Annotated in this window: 14 protein-coding genes; 3 read left to right on the forward strand and 11 right to left on the reverse strand. The window is 67.2% G+C overall.

Annotation, left to right across the window (positions count from 1 at the left end):
- Positions 1-4 precede the first annotated feature (4 nt).
- The 6 genes from F6X59_RS27370 to F6X59_RS27395 are packed head-to-tail and all read right to left on the reverse strand — an operon-like array spanning position 5 to position 5390.
- Positions 5-757, reverse strand: coding sequence for an enoyl-CoA hydratase family protein (locus tag F6X59_RS27370; protein ID WP_152959190.1), 753 nt, complete (start codon positions 755-757; stop codon positions 5-7).
- Positions 754-1878: an NAD(P)H-dependent flavin oxidoreductase gene (locus tag F6X59_RS27375; RefSeq protein WP_372240557.1), complete on the reverse strand. Its 1125-nt coding sequence runs from the start codon at positions 1876-1878 to the stop codon at positions 754-756. The genes F6X59_RS27370 and F6X59_RS27375 overlap by 4 nt, the downstream gene beginning before the upstream one ends.
- Positions 1875-2792: an enoyl-CoA hydratase gene (locus F6X59_RS27380; protein ID WP_152959191.1), complete on the reverse strand. Its 918-nt coding sequence runs from the start codon at positions 2790-2792 to the stop codon at positions 1875-1877. Before F6X59_RS27380 ends, F6X59_RS27375 begins: the two co-directional genes overlap by 4 nt.
- 10 nt (positions 2793-2802) lie before the next feature.
- On the reverse strand, positions 2803-3600 hold the full coding sequence (locus F6X59_RS27385) for a CoA-transferase subunit beta (RefSeq protein ID WP_152959192.1): 798 nt from the start codon (positions 3598-3600) through the stop codon (positions 2803-2805).
- 10 nt (positions 3601-3610) lie between these two features.
- Complete coding sequence (locus F6X59_RS27390) at positions 3611-4486, reverse strand: CoA transferase subunit A (RefSeq protein ID WP_152959193.1); 876 nt, start codon at positions 4484-4486, stop codon at positions 3611-3613.
- A 13-nt stretch (positions 4487-4499) separates the two neighbouring features.
- Positions 4500-5390, reverse strand: coding sequence for a VOC family protein (locus tag F6X59_RS27395; RefSeq protein ID WP_152959194.1), 891 nt, complete (start codon positions 5388-5390; stop codon positions 4500-4502).
- Between the two features lie 224 nt (positions 5391-5614).
- On the opposite strand from F6X59_RS27395, the gene F6X59_RS27400 reads away from it, so the two are divergent.
- Both F6X59_RS27400 and F6X59_RS27405 read left to right on the forward strand, forming a co-directional pair.
- On the forward strand, positions 5615-6775 hold the full coding sequence (locus F6X59_RS27400; protein WP_152959195.1) for an acyl-CoA dehydrogenase family protein: 1161 nt from the start codon (positions 5615-5617) through the stop codon (positions 6773-6775).
- Positions 6772-7962 (forward strand): acyl-CoA dehydrogenase family protein, encoded by a 1191-nt coding sequence (locus F6X59_RS27405; protein WP_152959196.1) that lies wholly within the window; start codon positions 6772-6774, stop codon positions 7960-7962. The genes F6X59_RS27400 and F6X59_RS27405 overlap by 4 nt, the downstream gene beginning before the upstream one ends.
- 134 nt (positions 7963-8096) lie before the next feature.
- Here F6X59_RS27405 and F6X59_RS27410 read toward each other — a convergent pair whose 3' ends face one another.
- From F6X59_RS27410 to F6X59_RS27420, 3 genes are read right to left on the reverse strand one after another with little or no spacing between them, the layout of a single operon-like run.
- Positions 8097-8729 (reverse strand): nuclear transport factor 2 family protein, encoded by a 633-nt coding sequence (locus F6X59_RS27410; RefSeq protein WP_178120136.1) that lies wholly within the window; start codon positions 8727-8729, stop codon positions 8097-8099.
- A gap of 5 nt (positions 8730-8734) precedes the next feature.
- The gene (locus F6X59_RS27415; RefSeq protein ID WP_152959198.1) at positions 8735-9505 is read right to left on the reverse strand and encodes an SDR family NAD(P)-dependent oxidoreductase; all 771 of its coding nucleotides are present in this window, start codon (positions 9503-9505) and stop codon (positions 8735-8737) included.
- Between the two features lie 14 nt (positions 9506-9519).
- Positions 9520-10254, reverse strand: a complete 735-nt coding sequence (locus F6X59_RS27420) for an SDR family NAD(P)-dependent oxidoreductase (protein WP_152959199.1) — start codon at positions 10252-10254, stop codon at positions 9520-9522.
- 175 nt (positions 10255-10429) lie between these two features.
- Between F6X59_RS27420 and F6X59_RS27425 the strand changes: the two genes are divergently transcribed.
- On the forward strand, positions 10430-11263 hold the full coding sequence (locus F6X59_RS27425; RefSeq protein ID WP_152959200.1) for an alpha/beta fold hydrolase: 834 nt from the start codon (positions 10430-10432) through the stop codon (positions 11261-11263).
- Between the two features lie 165 nt (positions 11264-11428).
- Here F6X59_RS27425 and F6X59_RS27430 read toward each other — a convergent pair whose 3' ends face one another.
- On the reverse strand, positions 11429-12658 hold the full coding sequence (locus F6X59_RS27430) for an NADH:flavin oxidoreductase (RefSeq protein WP_152959201.1): 1230 nt from the start codon (positions 12656-12658) through the stop codon (positions 11429-11431).
- A gap of 28 nt (positions 12659-12686) precedes the next feature.
- Positions 12687-14327, reverse strand: a complete 1641-nt coding sequence (locus tag F6X59_RS27435) for a DUF1302 family protein (RefSeq protein ID WP_178120137.1) — start codon at positions 14325-14327, stop codon at positions 12687-12689.
- Between the last annotated feature and the right edge of the window lie 45 nt (positions 14328-14372).

Genomic DNA, 14372 nt, shown 5'->3' on the forward strand with positions numbered 1-14372 from the left:
TCCCTCAGAACTTGGCATCGCGTTTTTCGACAAACGCCCGGCGGGTTTCCGCCGAGTCGGGGCTGGTGTAGGCCTGCAAGGTGAAGCCCTGCTCCCAGCGGTACTTGTCTTCCAGGTTGCCGTCCTCGATGCCGTTCAAGGCCTCCTTGGCGATGCGGATCATCCCCGGGCTCTTGGCGGCGATGCGGGCGGCAATCTCCAGCGCTGTTTCCCGCAGCTGCGCCCTGAGCACCACGCGCTCGATGAAGCCGTAGGCCTGGGCCTGGGTGGCGTCGATGCTGTCGCCGGTGAAGAACAGGTAACGCACCTTCTGCACCGGAAACAGCCGCTGCAGGTGGGCGCCGCCGCCCATGGCGCCACGGTCCACTTCCGGCAGGGCAAAACGTGCGCAGTCGGCGGCCACAACGATGTCGGCGGCACCGGTGATGCCGATGCCGCCGCCGAGCACAAAGCCATGCACGGCGACGATCACCGGCACCGGGTTACGGTGCACGGCCTTGAAGGTTTCGTAGTTGCCGGCGTTGACCTCGACGATGCGCTCGGGGTGGGCGTCCAGTTCCTTGATGTCGACACCGGCACAGAAGCCGCGCCCCTCGGCGCGGATGACGATGACGCGCACCTCGGGGTCGGCGCCCAGTGCCGTAATCTGCGTGGCCAGGGCGCGCCATTGCTGGCTGTCGAGGGCGTTGACCGGTGGTTTGTCGATGACCAGCTCGGCAATGCCCTGGTCGATCTGGGTGGTGAAGGCCGGGTTCATGAGCGTTCTCCGCTGTGGGCAAGTCTGTCGTTGGGGGTTGCCGAAGGTTCGGCCGGGCAGCGGGCGAGCAAGGCGTCCAGGCACTGGTTGGCCTCGGCGACGATGCCGTCGATGACCTCGCGGCAGCTCAACAGCTCGTTGATCGCCGCCGCCACCTGGCCACTGGGCAGGATGCCGGCGTCCGGCTCGCCATCGACCATCGAGCGCTGCAGCAGCACCGGCTGGTTGGCGGCCATGACCACCTGCGACAGCGCCGCCGGGTCTTCGCGCAGGGCCCGCACGAACACCGCGCCCATGTGCGCCAGGCTCATGCCGGTCTGCTGCTTCCACTGCCAGGCACTGGCCAGGGCGATGCGCAGGCGACCGAACGGTCCGGCCTGTTCGAGGCGATTGATGAAGCGGTTTTCGATCATGCGGTGGCGCATGCCGTCCACCGCCGTGGTTACCCGTACCTGCTGCGGGTCGTCGACCTTGAGGTAGCGCGCCAGGGTGCTGGCCGGGGTCGGCGATTCGCGGGTCATCAGGAACCGCGTACCCATGGCGATGCCACTGGCACCGGCCGCCAGCACGGCGGCCAGGCCACGCCCGGTGGAATGCCCGCCTGCGGCGATCACTGGCACGCGTACCGCCGCCAGCACCTGCGGCAACAGGATCGAACCGGGCACGCCGCCGGTGTGGCCACCGCCCTCGCCTGCCTGCAGGGTGATCAGGTCGGCGCCCAGCTGTTGCGCCTTGAGCGCATGCTTGAGGGCGCCAACGGTGGGAATGCACAGCACCCCGGCCGCCTTGAAGCGGGCGATGGTCTGCGCATCCGGCCCGCGCCCGTAGCTGACAGCGCGCAGGCGATAACGGATGGCAAGGTCGACGCACTGTGCCGCGTTGTCCTGGAACATGTGGAAATTGAGGCCAAAGTTGCTGCCGCCGGTGGCGTCGATCACCTTGCGGATTTCGCTCTCCAGCGCATTGGCGGCAATCGTCGCCCCGGCCAGGAAGCCGAAGCCGCCGGCCAGGGTGGTGGCGATCACCAGGTTGGCATCGGAGACCCAGCCCATGGCCGTCTGCACCACCGGGTAACGGCAGCCCAGGGCCTCGGTCAGCGCGGTGTTCATCCAGCGGCTCACCGCTCGCCCCCTTCGGCGCGCAGCGCCTGCTTGTTGGCCTGGGCCATGCCTTTGGCATCGAAGCCGCCGAGCTTGTCGCCCGACAGCAGCTCGTTGTGGGCATGGGCGAAGTGGTGCCAGGCGAATGCCGCATCCATGGCCGTGCGCTTGCCTTGCAGGTCTTCGACGTGGTTGATCGCCTGTTTGGTCAGGGCCAGGCCCATGCGTGGCTGGCGGGCGATGCTCGCCGCCAGGGCGTAGGTCACCGCCGGCAACTGGTCGCGTGGCACCACACGGTTGACCATGCCCATCTGGTAGGCGCGTTCGGCGCTCATGCGCTCACCGCAGAACAGAAACTCCTTGGCGATGCGCGGGTTCAGCTCGTAGGGGTGGGCGAAGTACTCCACCCCCGGGATGCCCATGCGCACCACCGGGTCCTGGAAGAACGCATCGTCGCTGGCGACGATCAGGTCGCACACCCACGCCAGCATCAGCCCACCGGCCACGCAGGCGCCATGAACCATGGCGATGGTCGGCTTGGGCAGCTCGCGCCAACGCCGGCACATGCCCAGGTAGACTTCCTGCTCGCGGGCATACAGCTGCTCGCCACCAGGCTTGTTGGTGTGGTCCCACCACAGGTGCGCACGCTCGAACGGCTTGTTGATGTCGCGCCCGGGGGTGCCGATGTCGTGGCCGGCGGAAAAGTGCCGGCCCTCACCGCACAGCACGATAACCTTGACGCTGTCGTCGTCCACCGCCTGGCGCAAGGCCGCGTCCAGGGCGTAGGTCATCTGCGAGTTCTGCGCGTTGTTGAACGCCGGGCGGTTGAGGGTGAGCGTGGCGATACCGTCGGCCACGGCATACAGCACCGGGTCCTGGGTCTCGTACACGGCCGCGTCCTCGCGGCTGACGAATTGGCTGTCGCTGCTGTGCATGCGGGTGTCCTCAGGCGGCGCGGATGCCGGGCGGGTTGCCCTTGATCGCGCTGGCACGCAGGCCATGGGGGTCGAGCCGACGGATCAGCGCCAGTTGCTCGGCAGTGGGATGCACGGTCTCGCGCAGCTGCGCCGCGCGCAGCAACGGGAAGCCGGTCTTGTCCTGCACTTCGTCGAAGCTCACGCCCGGGTGCAGGGTGCGCACCTGCGCGGCGCGGCCAGGGCCGTCGAAGTCCAGGGTGCACAGGTCGGTGATGACCTGGCGGATGTCCATCAGGTCGCGGCGCGCGCCCTCGGGCCAGCGCTCGGCCTTGAAGCCGACACCGCAGACCATGTCCACTTCGCCGCTGACGAACACCCGGGTGCTGTGGTTGGGCACAAAGAACGAGTTGAGGTGGTTGATGCTGTTGCCCGGCAGGCCACGCACGCCGAGCATCGCGGTGCGCGGTTTGTGGTAGTCGCCGACGCAGGACAGGTTGGTCTGGCCCCAGCGGTCGACCTGGGTTGGCCCGATCATGGCGTGGCGGCGGCCGCCCCATACGCATTCGAACACCCGCTCGAAACTCAGGTAGCCGCTGTAGCGTGGCGCCTGCTCGCCACGTGGGCCCAGCGGGATCGGCTCCTCGACCAGGAACGCCTCGCTGTCGGTCATCAGCAGCTCAGGGCTGTGGGTGAGCTTGGCCAGGCTGGCGCCCAGGCGCGGTATCACGCCCAGGCCCGAGGCGATGACCTCGCCATTGCCGCGCCAGGCTTCGGCGGCGGCCACGATCAGCAGTTCGGCAAGGGTGAATTCAGGGGTGGCAGTCATGCTGGAATCCTCAGAACACGGGAAGGGGCAAGGCGCCCATGCGCGCGGCACCGCCGTTGTGCGCTTGATAGGCCTGTTCGCCACCGGCCACGCAGGCCTCGACGTAGCGTTGCCAGCCGCCCTCTTCCTGGGCGCTGGCGACATAGCCCTTGAGGTGCTCCAGGTCCCAGCCGTAGTCCGCCGGGCAGGAGGTCGGATGGGCACCGAGCGGTGCATGCACCACGCCGGTCACCAGGTAGCGCTCGAAGGTGTTGCCGCGGGCCTGCTCGGCGTCGAGCTGCAGGCGCTCTTCCAGGCGCTCGCAGGAGACGAAGCACTGCTTGGCGGCGCGGGCAAACAAGTGGTCGAAATACGGGTCGGGGCCGGTCACCAGGCAGTTGCCCAGGCGGTCGGCGACGTTCACATGCAGGAACGCCACGTCCAGCTCAAGCGCCGGCATGGCCAGCAGCACCTCACCGTCGTCATAGGGCGAGCGGACGGTCTTCAGCGCAGGGTTCAGCCGCGTTACATCGGTGGCCAGGCCACAGCGGGTGGGCAGGAACGGCAGGCGCATGCCGGCAGCGCGCAGGCCCCACTGGAACATGCCCTCGTCGAGTTCCATCAGCTCCAGCTCGCCCGCCTCGCGGGCCTTGCGGTAGTAGGGCTCAAGCGGGATGGCATCGAGGGTGACGAAGCCGAACACCAGCTTGCGCACCTTGCCAGCCGCGCACAGCATGCCGACCTCCGGGCCGCCATAGGCGACCACGGTCAGGTCCTTGACTGGCGAGCGCAGGATCTCCCGGACGATGGCCATCGGCTTGCGCCGCGGGCCCCAGCCACCGAAACCGATGGTCATGCCGTCGCGCAGCTGGGCGACGGCATCGGCACTGGTCATTTGCTTGTTCATGCTCAACTGCTCCTTACTGGCGGCCGACCGAGAAGTCGTGGCCCCAGATACTCACGCGGGTGAACTCGAAGGCCGAGTGCTCGGTCCAGTCGACCTGCAACCCGCCATAGCCGTACTCCAGGTCGAAGCCGGACGGTGTCTTCATGTAGAAACTGGTCATGTGGTCGTTCAGGTGCTGGCCGAGGGTCGCGGACAACTGCCCGCCGTGGGCCTGCAGGCGGTCGTGGGCGCGGCCGACCTCGGTCATCGAGTCCACCTCGACCATCACGTGCACGCAGCCGGACGGCACCGGGTACTCGGCCAGCGCCAGGCTGTGGTGGCGGGCATTGGCGCAGTGCAGGAAGTGGATGCGCACCGGCGGCGCCGACGGGTCGGGGCGAAAGTTGAAGATGTCCGACAGGCCGAAGCCGAGCACGTCCTTGGCAAACGCCAGGGTGGCGTCGAAATCCGGCGCCGGCAGCACGGTGTGGCCAAGGCCCATGTCACCGGTGACGAAACGCGGCACCCCTTGTGGCGAGATGAACGGCTGGCAGTCGGAGCGGTGGCCCCAGCTCAGCTCATGCTGGTTGCCGGACGGGTCCTTGACGGTGACCAGCGCCTGCACGCCGCGCTGCTCGACGGCATCACGGCTACCGACCTGCCAGGCCACACCGCAGCGCTCCAGGTGCTGCAGGGCCTGGTCAAAGGCCTGCTGGCTGGGCAGCTCCCAGCCACTGGCCAGATAGCGCGGCGAATCGCCCTCGACCACCAGCATGCGGTAAGGCCGCTCGTCCATCTTCACGTACAGGCCGCCACCGGGTGCTGCCTGCACCTGCATGCCGAGCACCTGCTCGGCATAGCGTTGCCACTGGCCAAGGTTTTCGATCTGCGCGACGAAGTAGCTCAAACCACGAATGTCGATCATGCCCATGTTCCTCCAGGCTCAAGGGGTTGCCTGGGGAACATTGTGCAAAGCGCCCACGCTGTGCTCATCGTCCGTTGAGACTAAGCGCAACACTCGGTGCAGAGGGCTGCGGGCCTAGTCCGTTTCAATGATTCGCGGTGCTTGGCCCGGCCCTAGATTCGAAGGTGTTGTCTACCTGAATCCAGGGGCTGCGCTGCAGCCCCGCCAGCCTAGAGATGCCCCCTATGGAGTTCGCTTTCACCGAGGAACAGCTGCTGATTCGCGACAGCGCCGAGCGTTTTCTCGCCCAGGCCAGCGATTCACACGCGGTACGCGCAGGCATGAGCCGTGCCGCCGATTACGACCCCGAGCTGTGCCGGCAGATCGGCCAGGAGCTGTACTGGCCGGCGCTGCTGGTGCCCGAGGCCCACGGCGGTATGGGCCTGGGCTTCGTCGAGCTGGCCGTGCTGCTGGAGCAGTGCGGGCGCTTTCTGCTCGGCTCGCCGCTGTTCGCCACCACGTGCCTGGCCACCCCGGCCCTGCTGCTGGCCGACAACCCGGCGCTGCAAGCCCGCTGGCTGCCGGCCATCGCCAGCGGCCAACTGCACGCCACCCTGGCCTGCCCACTGGAGGCTGCGCAGCTGCAAGCTGAAGTGCACCCCCATGGCGACGGCTACCGCCTCGAGGGCTGCCACGCCCAGGTCATCGATGGCGCCCAGGCCGGCCTGTTGCTGATCGCCGCCCGCCGCCCAGGCAGTACGGGCGAACAAGGCATCAGCGTGTTCGCCGTACCGGCCGATACACCAGGCGTAGTACGTACTACATTACATACCCTCGACCAGACTCGGCGCCTGGCTCGCGTCGAGTTGCACCAGGTGGAAGTCAGCGAGGCACAGCGCCTGTGCGCCATCGACCAGGCCTGGCCACTGCTGCAGGCCACCCAGCGTATCGCCGCCATCGGCCTGGCCGCCGAGCAGTTGGGCGGCGCCCAGCAGGCGCTGGACCTGACCCTGGCCTACACCGCCGAGCGCCACCAGTTCGGCCGGCCGGTGGCCAGTTTCCAGGCCATCAAGCACCGCTGCGCCGACATGATGCTGCACATCGAGTGCACCCGTTCGGCGGTCTGGTACGCCGCCTGCGTGGCCCGTGAATACCTGGCCGAAGACGGTGAAAGGACAGTGCGCGGCGAATTGCTCGCCGCTGCGGCCACCGCCAAGGCCCATGCCAGCGAGACGTTCTTCCATTGTGCGGCCGAGTCGATCCAGCTGCACGGCGGGGTCGGCTTCACCTGGGAATACGACCCGCACCTGTACTTCAAACGCGCCAGGGCCAGCGAGCAGCTGCTGGGCAACCCGGCCTGGCATCGTGAGTGCCTGGCCACCGAACTACTGGGAGCACGCACATGAAAATCGGTTTCAGCCAGGCAGACGAAGCGTTCCGCCAGGAGGTCGCCAGCTGGCTGGTGGCGCACCTGCAAGGTGAATATGCGCAACTGCGCTTTCGTGGTGGCCCTGGCGACGAACACAGCTTCCCGGCCGAGCGCAAGGCGTGGGAGCGCGAGCTGGCAAGCGGTGGCTGGGTCGGCGTGGGCTGGCGCGAAGAGGACGGCGGGCGTGGCCTGAGCATCAGCCAGCAGGTGATTTTCCACGAAGAATACGCCCGCGCTGGCGGCCCTGGGCGCATGGGCCATATCGGCGAAGGGCTGGTCGGCCCTACCCTCGCCGCGTTCGGTACGGCCGAGCAACGCCAGCGCCTGCTGCCAGGGATTCTCAAGGGCGAGGCGTTCTGGTGCCAGGGCTATTCCGAGCCTGGCGCCGGCTCGGACCTGGCCAACGTGCAGACCCGCGCCCGCCTCGATGCCAGCGGCGAGCGCTGGCTGATCAGCGGGCAGAAGGTCTGGACCTCGCTGGCCCATGAGGCCGACTGGTGCTTCGTGCTGGCCCGCACCGAGCCCGGCAGCGTCGGCCACCATGGCCTGTCGTTCCTGCTGGTGCCGATGGCCCAGGCAAACATCCGCGTGCAGCCGATCCAGCAACTGACCGGCACCAGCGAGTTCAACGAGGTGTTCTTCGACCAGGCCGAGACCTCGGCGAACAACATCGTTGGCCAGCCTGGCGAAGGCTGGAAGATCGCCATGGCCCTGCTGGGCTTTGAACGCGGCGTGTCGACCCTGGGCCAGCAGATGCAGTTCCACAACGAGCTTGAGGAGGTGCTGCGCATCGCCCGCGCCAACGGCGCCGCCCGCGACCCGCTGCTGCGCCAGCGCCTGGCCCAGGCCTGGTCGGGGCTCAAGGTGCTGCGCTACAACTCGCTGCGCATGCTCTCCGGGCCGCAGGACGGCAGCCTGGCGCGCGAAGCTATGATCTACAAGCTGGCCTGGTCGAACTGGCATGTCGAGCTGGGCAAGCTGGCGATGGATGTGCTGGGGGATGCGGCCGAGGTGCTGGAGAGTGCGCCGTATGGATTGAGCCGGTTGCAGTCGCTGTTCCTGTTTACCCGGTCGGATACGATCTATGGCGGGAGTAACGAGATTCAGCGCAATGTGATTGCCGAACGGGCGCTGGGTATGCCGCGGGAGGTGAAGGGGCGCTGAAACCCTGGGGCTGCTTTGCAGCCCATCGCAGGCAAGCCAGCTCCCACACCGACAGCATCGACTTCAAGTCATGCGCTGTACCTGCGGGAGCTGGCTTGCCTGCGATGGGCCGTAGAGCGGCCCCTGACCAACCCCTACCGAACGCGAATCTTCGGGTCCCCCGCCCCACGCCGCATGCCCTGCAGAAACCCCTCCAGCGGTGCCGGCTCGGCAATCTGCGGCAAGGCATCCTTGTCCGGCCGCTGGGCCCAGAACGCATCCCATGACGGGAACAGCTCGTGGAAGCTCCCGGCATAAGGCTCACGCCCCGGCCAACGCATCTTCAATCCACCAATCGGCGGCTTGTTCAGGTCAGTCGCGTACCAGTAGCACGGCAAGCGCCGGCGGAAGCACCAACGCCCATCGATGCGCTCGTAGTCATCCCAGTACAACATCTGCATGATCACCCACTCCGGCCCGGTCTCATGCTCGTTCTTCGAATACACCACACCCGTGGCGTGATCAGCGTCACTGAACTCGATGATGTGCTGGCCCAGGTGGTGCGAGGTGCCGTGGAACTGCTTGCGCATGGTCTCGTCGAGCCAGGCCTTGAGGTGTGCGCGGCCGAACTTGTCGCGGCCGACCCGCACGTCCTCGGCAAAACAGTTGGCCATGGCGTCCATGTCACGCATGTCCAGGGCCAGTGCGTACTTGCCGGCCAGCTGGCGGATCGCGTCCAGCGACTCCAGGCGGTCGATGCGCTGCAGCAGCGTGGTGCTGCTGTCCATGGCCGTCATTCCAGCACCGTGTACAGGTCCGAGCCGCGCCCGCCGTCCACCGCCAGGCTTGCCCCGGTCACGTACGAGGCCTCGTCGCTGGCCAGGAACAGGATGGCATTGGCCAGCTCCTGCGGCAGGCCGACCCGACGCATCGGGATGACCTTCTCGGTGTTGGCTCGCGCCTTGGCGTCGCTGAGCATGCCCGCGGTCGCCGGGGTGTCGACCACGCCGGGGATGATCACGTTGCAGCGGATGTGGTGCGCCGCGCCTTCACTGGCCGCGGCCCGGCTGAAGTTGATCACCGCCGCCTTGGCGGCGGAATAACCGGCCATCCAGGCGGTGCCGAACAGGCCGCAGATCGAGGCGATGTTGACGATCGAGCCGCCCTTGCCCTTCATCAGCTGCATCGCCGTGCGCGTGCCCCAGAAGGTGCCATCGACGGTGGTGGCGAAGTTGGCGTGCCAGTCGGCAGTGCTCATGCCGTCGATGCCGCCCCAGGTGTAGGCCATGGCGTTGTTGACCAGGATGTCGAGGCCGCCGTGGCGCTGCGCAGTGGCTTGCAGCGCGGCGACGTAGGCCTGTTCGTCACTGACGTCGGCCACCGCCACTTCGGCGCAGCCGCCGCGGGCGAGGATCTGCTCGCGTACCCCTTCCAGCGGCTCGCGGCGCCGCCCACACAGCACCACCAGGGCACCCTCTTCGGCGAAGCGCAGTGCGGTCGCCTCGCCAATGCCGGAGCCTGCCCCGGTGACGAAGGCGATCTTGCCTTGCAGACGTTTGCTCATCAGTTGCGCTCCTGTCAGATAAAGGCCATGCCGCCGTTGACGGCGATGTTCTGCCCGGTGATGAAGCTGGCGTCATCACTGGCCAGGAACACCGCCACCCGGGCGATCTCGTCGGTTTCGCACATGCGCCCCAGCGGCACGTTCTTCAGCAGCGCCTGCATGTGCTCATCGGGAATGCCGGCCATCATCGGCGTGTTGGTCGGGCCCGGTACCAGGGTGTTGACGCGGATGCCCTGCGCTGCCAGTTCACGGGCGATCGAGCGGGTCAGGCCCATCACTGCAGCTTTCGATGCGCAGTAGTGGCTTGGCCCTTCGCCGGTCAGCGCGGCAGTGCTGGACAGGTTGATCAGCACGCCCTGGCGCTTGCCTTTGAGCATCAGCCGGGCGCCTTCGCGGCAGCACAGGAAGGTGCCGCCCAGGTTGACCCCGAGCACCCGCGCCCAGCTGTCGTCCGGCGTGTCGAGGAAGGCATCGAGGGCGCCGACGCCGGCGTTGTTGACGACGATGTCCAGGCCACCGAAATGCGCTTCGACCTGGCCCATGGCATCGGCCACAGACGCTGCATCGGCGACGTTGCAACCCAGCGCCAGCACCTGCTCGCCGAGGTCGGCGAGGCTGGCGGCGAGCGCGGCCTGGTTGAGGTCGACCGCCACCACCTTGGCCCCTTCGGCGACGAAGCGGCGCACGATGGCCTGGCCCATGCCCTGCCCGGCACCGGTGACGAAGGCCACCTTGTTCTGCAGTTTCATAGCGTTCTCCTTGGTTGACGCCTATTGGTGTTCACCATCATTGGGCGCCAGCCGGCGCTGAACATCGTCCGATAGGACTAGCGCCCTGCGCGCGTCGTGGTCCGGATGGACGATGCCGGCCCGCACCGGGCGGCACAGGATCGACCCTCACCCATTCGCGAACTGGAGAACCGGCATGAACCAACCCGTCGACCTGCCCCTGCCCACCGGTCATTACGCCACCCTGCCCAACGGCATGCGCTTGCATTACCTGGACGAAGGCCAAGGCCCGGTGGTGCTGTGGCTGCACGGCAGCGGCCCGGGCGCCAGCGGTTTCAGCAACTTCAAGGGCAACTACCCGCAGCTGGTTGCGGCCGGCTACCGCAACATCGTGCTCGACCTGCCCGGCTTCGGCCGCTCGGACAAACCCGAAGACGTACGCTACGAGCTGGATTACTTCGTCGATTGCGTGGCGGCCTTGCTCGAGCAGCTCGGCATCAGCCGCTGCACCCTGCTCGGCAACTCCCTGGGCGGCGCCATCGCCCTGGGCCTGGCCCTGCGCCAGCCGCAGCGGGTGGAACGTTTGATCCTGCTGGCACCCGGTGGTGTCGAAGAGCGCGAGACCTACTTCCAGATGCCGGGCATCCTGCGCATGGTCGGGCTGTTCAATGCCGGCCCCATCGGCCTTGAGGAAATGCGCAGCATGATGCGCCTGCAGCTGTTCGACGACTCGATCCTGCCCGAAGAGCTGCTGCTGGAGCGGGTGGCGGTGGCGGTGACCCAGCCGAAGAACCTGTTCAGCACCATGCTGGTGCCGAACATGCGCACGCGCCTGGGTGAGATCGAGTGCCCGATCCTCGGGTTCTGGGGCAGCAACGACAACTTCAACCCGGTCAGTGGCGCCCAGTACATCATCGACGGCGCCCGCCAGGCGCGGTTCATCGTGCTCAACCGTTGCGGGCACTGGGTGCAGGTGGAGCACCGCGAGCTGTTCAACCGTAGCTGCCTGGAGTTCCTGCAGCACGGCTGACAAGGCACAGGATCACGCTGTACGTGTGGGAGCCGCGCTTGCCGGCGATGGGCCGCAAAGCGGCCCCACAATTCGAAGGTTGTTGCATAAATTGCCGGGGCCGCTTCGCGGCCCATCGCCGGCAAGCGCGGCTCCCACAGGGATCGCGCAAGACTTTGCTCCCACTCAGCCAGCAGCCCGCTGGCTGTTGAGCTGGGCATCCCCCGGTTGCCCAAGCACACAGGAGGTGCCCCCCGGGGTATACATCATCGCCACACAGCGGTTGCACGCCGTGCAGATCGAGTTGCGGCTCGCGCCACTGGCCAGCTTGTTCACATAATCCGGCTCGGCAATCAGCACCCGGCCCATGGCCACCAGGTCGAAGCCCTCGGCCATCACCTGCTCGATGCTCGCCAGGCTCTTGGCCCCGCCCAGGTACGCCAGCGGCATCTTCACCGCCGCACGCACCTTGCGCGCATGTTCGAGCAGGTACAGCTCGCGAAACTCCACCACCGGGTCCATGCGCCGCTGCAGCTTCATCGCCAGGGCAATCAGCGGGTTCTTCTGCTGCACGCGGTTTTCCTTGGGGAACGACGAGCCGAACATGGTGGTGATCGACTCGGCGTTCATCCCGGCGCTGAGCACCAGCAGGTGGGCGCCCTCCTGCTCCAGCATGCGCGCGATCTGCGCGCCGTCCTCGGCACTGTTGCCGGCGCGCACGCCCTCGGTGATGCTGTACTTGCACACCACGGCCAGGTCCTGGCCAACCGCATCGAGCACCGCCCGCAGTACCCGGCGCGGGAAGCGCAGGCGGTTTTCCAGGCTGCCGCCGTACTGGTCACGACGCTTGTTGTACAGCGGCGAGATGAACTGGCTGAGCAGGTAGCCGTGGCCCATGTGGATCTCCACGGCGTCGAAACCGGCTTCGCGGGCCAGCCGGGCGCCCTGGGCAAAATCGCGCACCACCTGCTGCATGTCGGCTTCGTTCATCGCCTGCTTGAGAAACATGCCGCTCATCATGCCGATCTTGTTGAAGCCGCCACTGGCCGACAACGGCCTGGGCGTGGAGCGCTCGCGGATGAAGGTGAAGCAGCCACCGTGGGTGATCTGCGCGCTGGCCTTGCCGCCTTCGCGGTGCACCGCATCGGTCAGGGCCTTGAAATGCGGCAGGCTGTCGCGTTCCAGGATCAGCTGGTTGGGCAGCGTGCGGCCGTCGCGGCTGACCGCGCAATAGGCCACGGTGGTCAGCGCCACGCCGCCGCTGGCCAGGCCCGCGTGCAGCTTGGCCAGCTGCCGGGACGGCACGCCCTGGGCGCTCATGCCCTCGTTGGTGGCGGCCTTGATGAAGCGGTTTTTCAGGGTCAGCGGGCCAATGCTGAGCGGGCTGAACGGTGATTGATCGGGGTTCGGGTGCATGTCAGGCCTCGTCCTCGGTGGGGTGGACTCAGAAGGTGTATTTGGCGTTGAACGACAGGTAGTCGCGGTCCGCCAGCAGGCGGCCCTGGGCGACGTCCGGGGAACTCAGGTAGGCGACGTAGGTCAGGCCGACCTGGAAGTTGCCCAGGTACTTGAAGTCGCCGCCGACGGTCAGGCGCTTCTCGGCACGGCCCAGGCCCTGGTAGGCGCTGCCGTCGACGTTCTGCTGCCAGACCACCCGGGTGGTCAGGTCCAGGCCGTCGGCGATCGACGGGTAGTCCATGTAGGCGCCCACGCCGAGCAGGGTCGAGCCGCGGGTCTGGGTCTTGGACTGGAAGTCGTCGAAGCGGCCGTCAACCCCCGCACCGCCCCCGCTGATCACCAGGGTGTCGACGCCCTCGATGTACTGGTGCACCACTTCGCCCATGAAGGTGGTCTGCTGGGCCAGCCAGCTCGGGCCGAGGATGTACGAGGCATTGAGGTTGCCTTGCCAGAGCTGCCCGGTGGTCGGTGCGCCGTTGTTCAGGTACACCGAGGCGCCGTTGCGGTAACTCAGGTCGCCGGCGTACTGCACCGAATCGCCGACCTTGGAGCTGAAGCTCACCCCGGTCAGCTCGACGTCTTCGAAGTAGCCCAGGCGGTAGGCCGGCGCTGCCCCGGTGTTGGCGCGCGCACTGATGCGCGAGTTCGACGAGTACTGGGTGTGCCCGGTGAAGTCGAAGTACAGCGAGCCGACCCGCTCGTGATAGCGGTAATGGAACAGCCCCACCTCGGTGTTCTCGGTCACCCGGTAGCGCACGCCCATGCCCCACTGGCCGCCGTCACGGGGCTTGACCTCACCGGCATAGTTGACGCCGGTGAAGGTTTTGTCCGGCAGGCTGTCGATCACCCCGGCATTGAGCCGGAAGAATTCTGCGCCCGGGCCGAAGTAGTCACTGCCAAAGTAATCGCCCACCGGGTTGAGCTGGGTCTTCTCCCACTCGTACTGGTAGAAGCCGACCAGCGCCAGGTCTTCGTTCAGCGACCACGAGGCCGACACCTGGCCCACCGGCAGGTAGGCGTCCTTGGCCTCGGTGCCCGGCACGTTGAACTTGGTCGCGTCCACCGGCGCCTGGCCCTGGCTGATGTTGGCCCAGAACAGGCTCTCGCCCCAGGCCACCAGGTGGCGGCCGGCCTTGAGCGACAAGTACTGGGTGTCGCCGAGCGTGTAGTTGCCATACACGTAGGCATCGAGCAGGCGCGCCTTGCTGCCGCTCAGGCGCCGGGTGTCCTCGACGAAGCCGTCGGCGCGGCCGACCTTGTTCACCGTCTGTGGCGAATCGTTGGCGTTGCGCTCATGGTAGACGTCATCGTAGAAGTGGCTGCCACGCACCACGGCGCCGACGTTGGCATGGCGCAGGCGCAGTTCGCCGAACAGGCTGAGGCGGTTGGTGATCAGCGAACCGCGCTTGAAGTTGCGCGTGCCGTCGTCGTTGTTGATGTCGTTGAGGTACTGGCTGGCCTGCTTGGCGGTACGTATCGACGCCGTGTAGTTGACCGTGAGCGACGAGTCGAGCGTGGTGTCCTCGCCCAGCTCCAGGGTCGGCCCGGCAGTGGCTCCGCCGCTGGCCAGGCCAATGGCCATGGCCAGCCAGCGGCGCCGGGCCGGGCCCGTGTTCAAGGTAGACATGCTGCTCTCCTTGGTTGTTATTGTTTTCGTCCGTTGGCGGAACAC

Origin of the sequence: Pseudomonas sp. MN1F (assembly GCF_009391885.1) — a bacterium.
Lineage (GTDB): Bacteria > Pseudomonadota > Gammaproteobacteria > Pseudomonadales > Pseudomonadaceae > Aquipseudomonas.

Bases quoted from the DNA above. Each gene is read 5' to 3' on its own strand.
- F6X59_RS27385 (WP_152959192.1), bottom strand. From the start codon at position 3,600: ATGACTGCCACCCCTGAATTCACCCTTGCCGAACTGCTGATCGTGGCC.
- F6X59_RS27420 (WP_152959199.1), bottom strand. From the start codon at position 10,254: ATGAAACTGCAGAACAAGGTGGCCTTCGTCACCGGTGCCGGGCAGGGC.
- F6X59_RS27380 (WP_152959191.1), bottom strand. From the start codon at position 2,792: ATGCACAGCAGCGACAGCCAATTCGTCAGCCGCGAGGACGCGGCCGTG.
- F6X59_RS27395 (WP_152959194.1), bottom strand. From the start codon at position 5,390: ATGATCGACATTCGTGGTTTGAGCTACTTCGTCGCGCAGATCGAAAAC.
- F6X59_RS27405 (WP_152959196.1), top strand. From the start codon at position 6,772: ATGAAAATCGGTTTCAGCCAGGCAGACGAAGCGTTCCGCCAGGAGGTC.
- F6X59_RS27400 (WP_152959195.1), top strand. From the start codon at position 5,615: ATGGAGTTCGCTTTCACCGAGGAACAGCTGCTGATTCGCGACAGCGCC.
- F6X59_RS27430 (WP_152959201.1), bottom strand. From the start codon at position 12,658: ATGCACCCGAACCCCGATCAATCACCGTTCAGCCCGCTCAGCATTGGC.
- F6X59_RS27410 (WP_178120136.1), bottom strand. From the start codon at position 8,729: ATGGACAGCAGCACCACGCTGCTGCAGCGCATCGACCGCCTGGAGTCG.
- F6X59_RS27435 (WP_178120137.1), bottom strand. From the start codon at position 14,327: ATGTCTACCTTGAACACGGGCCCGGCCCGGCGCCGCTGGCTGGCCATG.
- F6X59_RS27425 (WP_152959200.1), top strand. From the start codon at position 10,430: ATGAACCAACCCGTCGACCTGCCCCTGCCCACCGGTCATTACGCCACC.
- F6X59_RS27390 (WP_152959193.1), bottom strand. From the start codon at position 4,486: ATGAACAAGCAAATGACCAGTGCCGATGCCGTCGCCCAGCTGCGCGAC.
- F6X59_RS27415 (WP_152959198.1), bottom strand. From the start codon at position 9,505: ATGAGCAAACGTCTGCAAGGCAAGATCGCCTTCGTCACCGGGGCAGGC.
- F6X59_RS27370 (WP_152959190.1), bottom strand. From the start codon at position 757: ATGAACCCGGCCTTCACCACCCAGATCGACCAGGGCATTGCCGAGCTG.